The organism is Laedolimicola sp., assembly GCF_051972735.1.
Classification (GTDB): Bacteria; Bacillota; Clostridia; order Lachnospirales; family Lachnospiraceae; genus Laedolimicola; species Laedolimicola intestinihominis.
The window spans coordinates 1-3,242 of record NZ_JBOKYU010000082.1 but is presented as its reverse complement, the minus strand read 5'-3'; the positions used below and the strand labels follow the sequence as shown (position 1 = coordinate 3,242).

The window sequence follows — 3,242 nt, the reverse complement described above, 5'->3', positions numbered from 1 at the left end:
GATGTAATCCCGGTAATAATCCTTGTTATTCTCATCCAGAAGCGGCGAATTGCTCCTTTTTACGCCGCCGGTCACCTGAGCCGTGAAGCCGCGCTCTGTGAGGAACCCCGGCAGGACATTGGCGATCTCGTAGAGGCATTTCAGTTCCTCCCCGGCCTTATCCCTGCCCGGCTCCACATGACACCGGGGCATAGAAATCACGATGCGGTAGGCAATCAGATCCCGGAACTTGACCAGGCGCTTCCTGAGCTCCTCTACCGGAGGAAATTCGCCGTGCTCCATATAATACTTATAGCTGTCCTTGACGATATAGCCATTGAATTTTTCCTCGGCCCGGATCAGGGATTTGATGCGACCCTTGAAGGTGAAGGCCAGCCAGGGGTACTCCCTGGCCATATACATATAAAACTCCCGGATTTTCTGGGACTGGGCGGTCAGGAACTCGTTGTGCTCCAGCAGGTCGATGATGCTCTGCAGGAAATCACAGTGAATCATGTCGATCTCATTGCCGGTCAACGCAGCGTCACGCCCCAGATCCCGTTTGTATTTCTTCAGTATCCGCATCACCGTGTCGCCGGAATACAGATAGTCGTTTAATGTAATCATGTGTTTCTCCACTTTTCTGAAATTGTGTTTTTACGCAATCCAATCTGATATTATACTGGATCTTTTGTATAAAAGCAAGTACAATCCACGGGATTCCATAGGAATTTCCTATTGCATAAGAAAGAATCCTGCGAAGCAGGATTCTCCGCCTGCGGCGGGTCGCGTAAGCGACATACTACCTTTCCGCCGCAGTGCGATCCCCCGGAAGGCTTTTTGCTCTATAGGAATCATAGCTTTCACACTTTAATGCAACACGATGTTTCCTATAGAGCAAAAAAACCGCGCAGTCTGCGAAAAACTGCGCGGTTTTTATTTCCTATATTTTTACTTTTACCGTTCTTCCCGGAAATACGGAACTCCAAGGCTTTCAGGCGGCTGATTTTCCCGCTTGCTTCGGACGCTGGTGACCACCAGTACCACCAGGGTTACCACGTAGGGAATCATCTTGTAAAGCTCCTGATATTCCATATGATCCATGCCGGTGGGGATGTACAGATACAGGATGTACAGGCCGCCGAAAAGGAAGGATGCCAGGATGCTTAAGTTCGGTCTCCAGATGGTAAAGATCACCAGGGCGATGGCAAGCCAGCCTCTGTCGCCGAAGGCATCGTTGGACCAGACGCCGCAGGCGTAGTCCATGACGTAGTAGAGTCCGCCGAGACCCGCAATCATACAGCCCACGCAGGTGGCGACGTATTTATATTTGGATACGTTGATACCCACGGCGTCCGCGGTATTCGGGTTTTCTCCCACCGCCCGCAGATGCAGGCCTTTCCGGGTATGATTCAGGAAATAGGACGCTGCCAGCGCGATGATAACTGCCAGGTAGGCCAGGAAGCCGTAGGATAAGAACAGCTTGCCAAACCATCCCATTTTCGATGCAAAGGGCAGGGATTTGCTGAAGTAACTGCTGGTGGCGCTTAAGGCAATGGAAGGCACGTCGGCGTCTACCAGTTTGATTAAGGAACCGCCGAAGAAGTTGCCGAAGCCCACGCCAAAGGTGGTCATGGCCAGACCGGTTACGTTCTGATTGGCCCGTAGGGTTACGGTCAGGAAGCAGTACAGTAGCCCCATCAGAAGAGACCCTAAGAGACAGCACAGCATGGGAATCAGAATGGCAAGCGCCGGATTCAGATTCGCTGTGGAGCTCTCGTAAAGGAAGGAACCGATGACGCCGCTGATGGCGCCCACGTACATGACGCCTGGGATTCCCAGATTCAGGTTACCGGATTTCTGGGTAATGATTTCTCCGGTGCTTCCGTAGAGAAGGGGGACGCCCTGTACGACGGCTCTCGGAATAAACGCAAGTAAGAAATTCCACATGATTACTGTACCTCCTTTTCTGCTTTTTTACGGAACTGCAGTCTGTAGCTGATGAAGAATTCGCAGCCGATGATGAAGAACAGAATGATTCCGGTCAGGATATCGGCGTAGGAATGATTCAGGCCGAAGGCAGTGGAAATCTCGCCTGCGCCGCGGTCCATAAAGATAATCAGGAAGCTGGAGAATACCATGGTCAGCGGATTGAACTTGGACATCCAGGACACCAGAACGCCCGTAAAGCCCTGGCCGCCCGCGATGGTGGTGGTGATGGTATGATTGATACCGCCCACCAGCAGAAGGCCTGTAAGACCGCATACAGCGCCTGAGAGGAGCATGGTACGGACGATGACCTTTTCCACCTTAATCCCCACATATTTTGCCGTATTCTCACTTTCTCCCACGACGGAAATCTCGTAGCCGTGCTTGCTGTAATTCAGATATATGTACATGAGCAGGGTCACAACCACTGCCACAACGATGCTTAGGAGATACTTGGATCCGAAAATCTGCGGCAGCCATCCTGCATTGCTGTTCTGATTGATGATACCGATTTTACCGGAGCCCTTCGGCACCTCCCAGACGATGGTGTAGAAGGCCACCAGCTGAGTGGCGATGTAGTTCATCATCAGGGTGGACAGGGTCTCGTTGGTGTTCCATTTCGCCTTGAAAAAGGCCGGAACGAAGCCCCAGAACGCGCCTGCCGCAATGCTGGCCAGCACCATGACCAGAATCAGCACGCCGTTCGGCAGCTTATCTCCCAGACAGATCATGCAGGCGCCTGCAGCCAGGCCGCCGATGAGCACCTGTCCCTCGCCGCCGATGTTCCAGAACTTCATCTTGAAGGCCGGAGTCAGGGCCAGAGCGATCAGAAGCAGAATGGAAAGATTCTGCAGGGTAATCCAGGTCTTCCGCTCGGTACCGAAGGCACCCGCGAAAATAGACTTATATACTTCGATGGGGTCAATACCCGTGGTAATGGTGGTCAGGACGCCGCAAAGCACCAGCGCAAGCGCAATGGCGACGGCCCGGATGCCCACTGACTGATACCAGGGAAGGGCGTCCCTTTTTACGATATGAAAAAACGGCTCTTTCTTATTCATGGCTCTCGTCCCCTCCTACTCTGGTCATCATCAGGCCGACCTGATTTTTATCTGTCCTGCGGGCGTCCACGATGCCGCTGACCTCGCCGCCGCAGAGCACCATGATCTTGTCACAGAGCTCTACCATCACGTCCAGATCCTCGCCAACGAAGATAACGGCCACGCCCTTTTTCTTCTGTTCATTGAGTAAATCGTAAATGGTATAAGAGGAGT

The 3,242-nt window shown here is 52.6% G+C and carries 2 protein-coding genes and 2 pseudogenes; all 4 read right to left on the bottom strand.

The window, feature by feature from the left end; translation table 11 throughout:
* Window positions 1–606 (bottom strand): annotated as a pseudogene (locus ACTRC3_RS11590) (guanosine polyphosphate pyrophosphohydrolase); the annotation flags it as partial.
* A 330-nt stretch (window positions 607–936) separates the two neighbouring features.
* Entirely contained in the window at window positions 937–1,929 is a 993-nt protein-coding gene (locus ACTRC3_RS11585) for an ABC transporter permease (RefSeq protein ID WP_349165174.1), read from the bottom strand.
* A 2-nt stretch (window positions 1,930–1,931) separates the two neighbouring features.
* Entirely contained in the window at window positions 1,932–3,029 is a 1,098-nt protein-coding gene (locus ACTRC3_RS11580) for an ABC transporter permease (RefSeq protein WP_440323174.1), read from the bottom strand.
* Window positions 3,022–3,242, bottom strand: a pseudogene (locus tag ACTRC3_RS11575) (ABC transporter ATP-binding protein); the annotation flags it as partial. The pseudogene ACTRC3_RS11575 and the gene ACTRC3_RS11580, both read right to left, overlap by 8 nt.

What these genes read in the sequence shown, in the direction of transcription:
- ACTRC3_RS11585 (WP_349165174.1), bottom strand. Translation starts at nt 1,929, where the DNA reads ATGTGGAATTTCTTACTTGCGTTTATTCCGAGAGCCGTCGTACAGGGC.
- ACTRC3_RS11580 (WP_440323174.1), bottom strand. Translation starts at nt 3,029, where the DNA reads ATGAATAAGAAAGAGCCGTTTTTTCATATCGTAAAAAGGGACGCCCTT.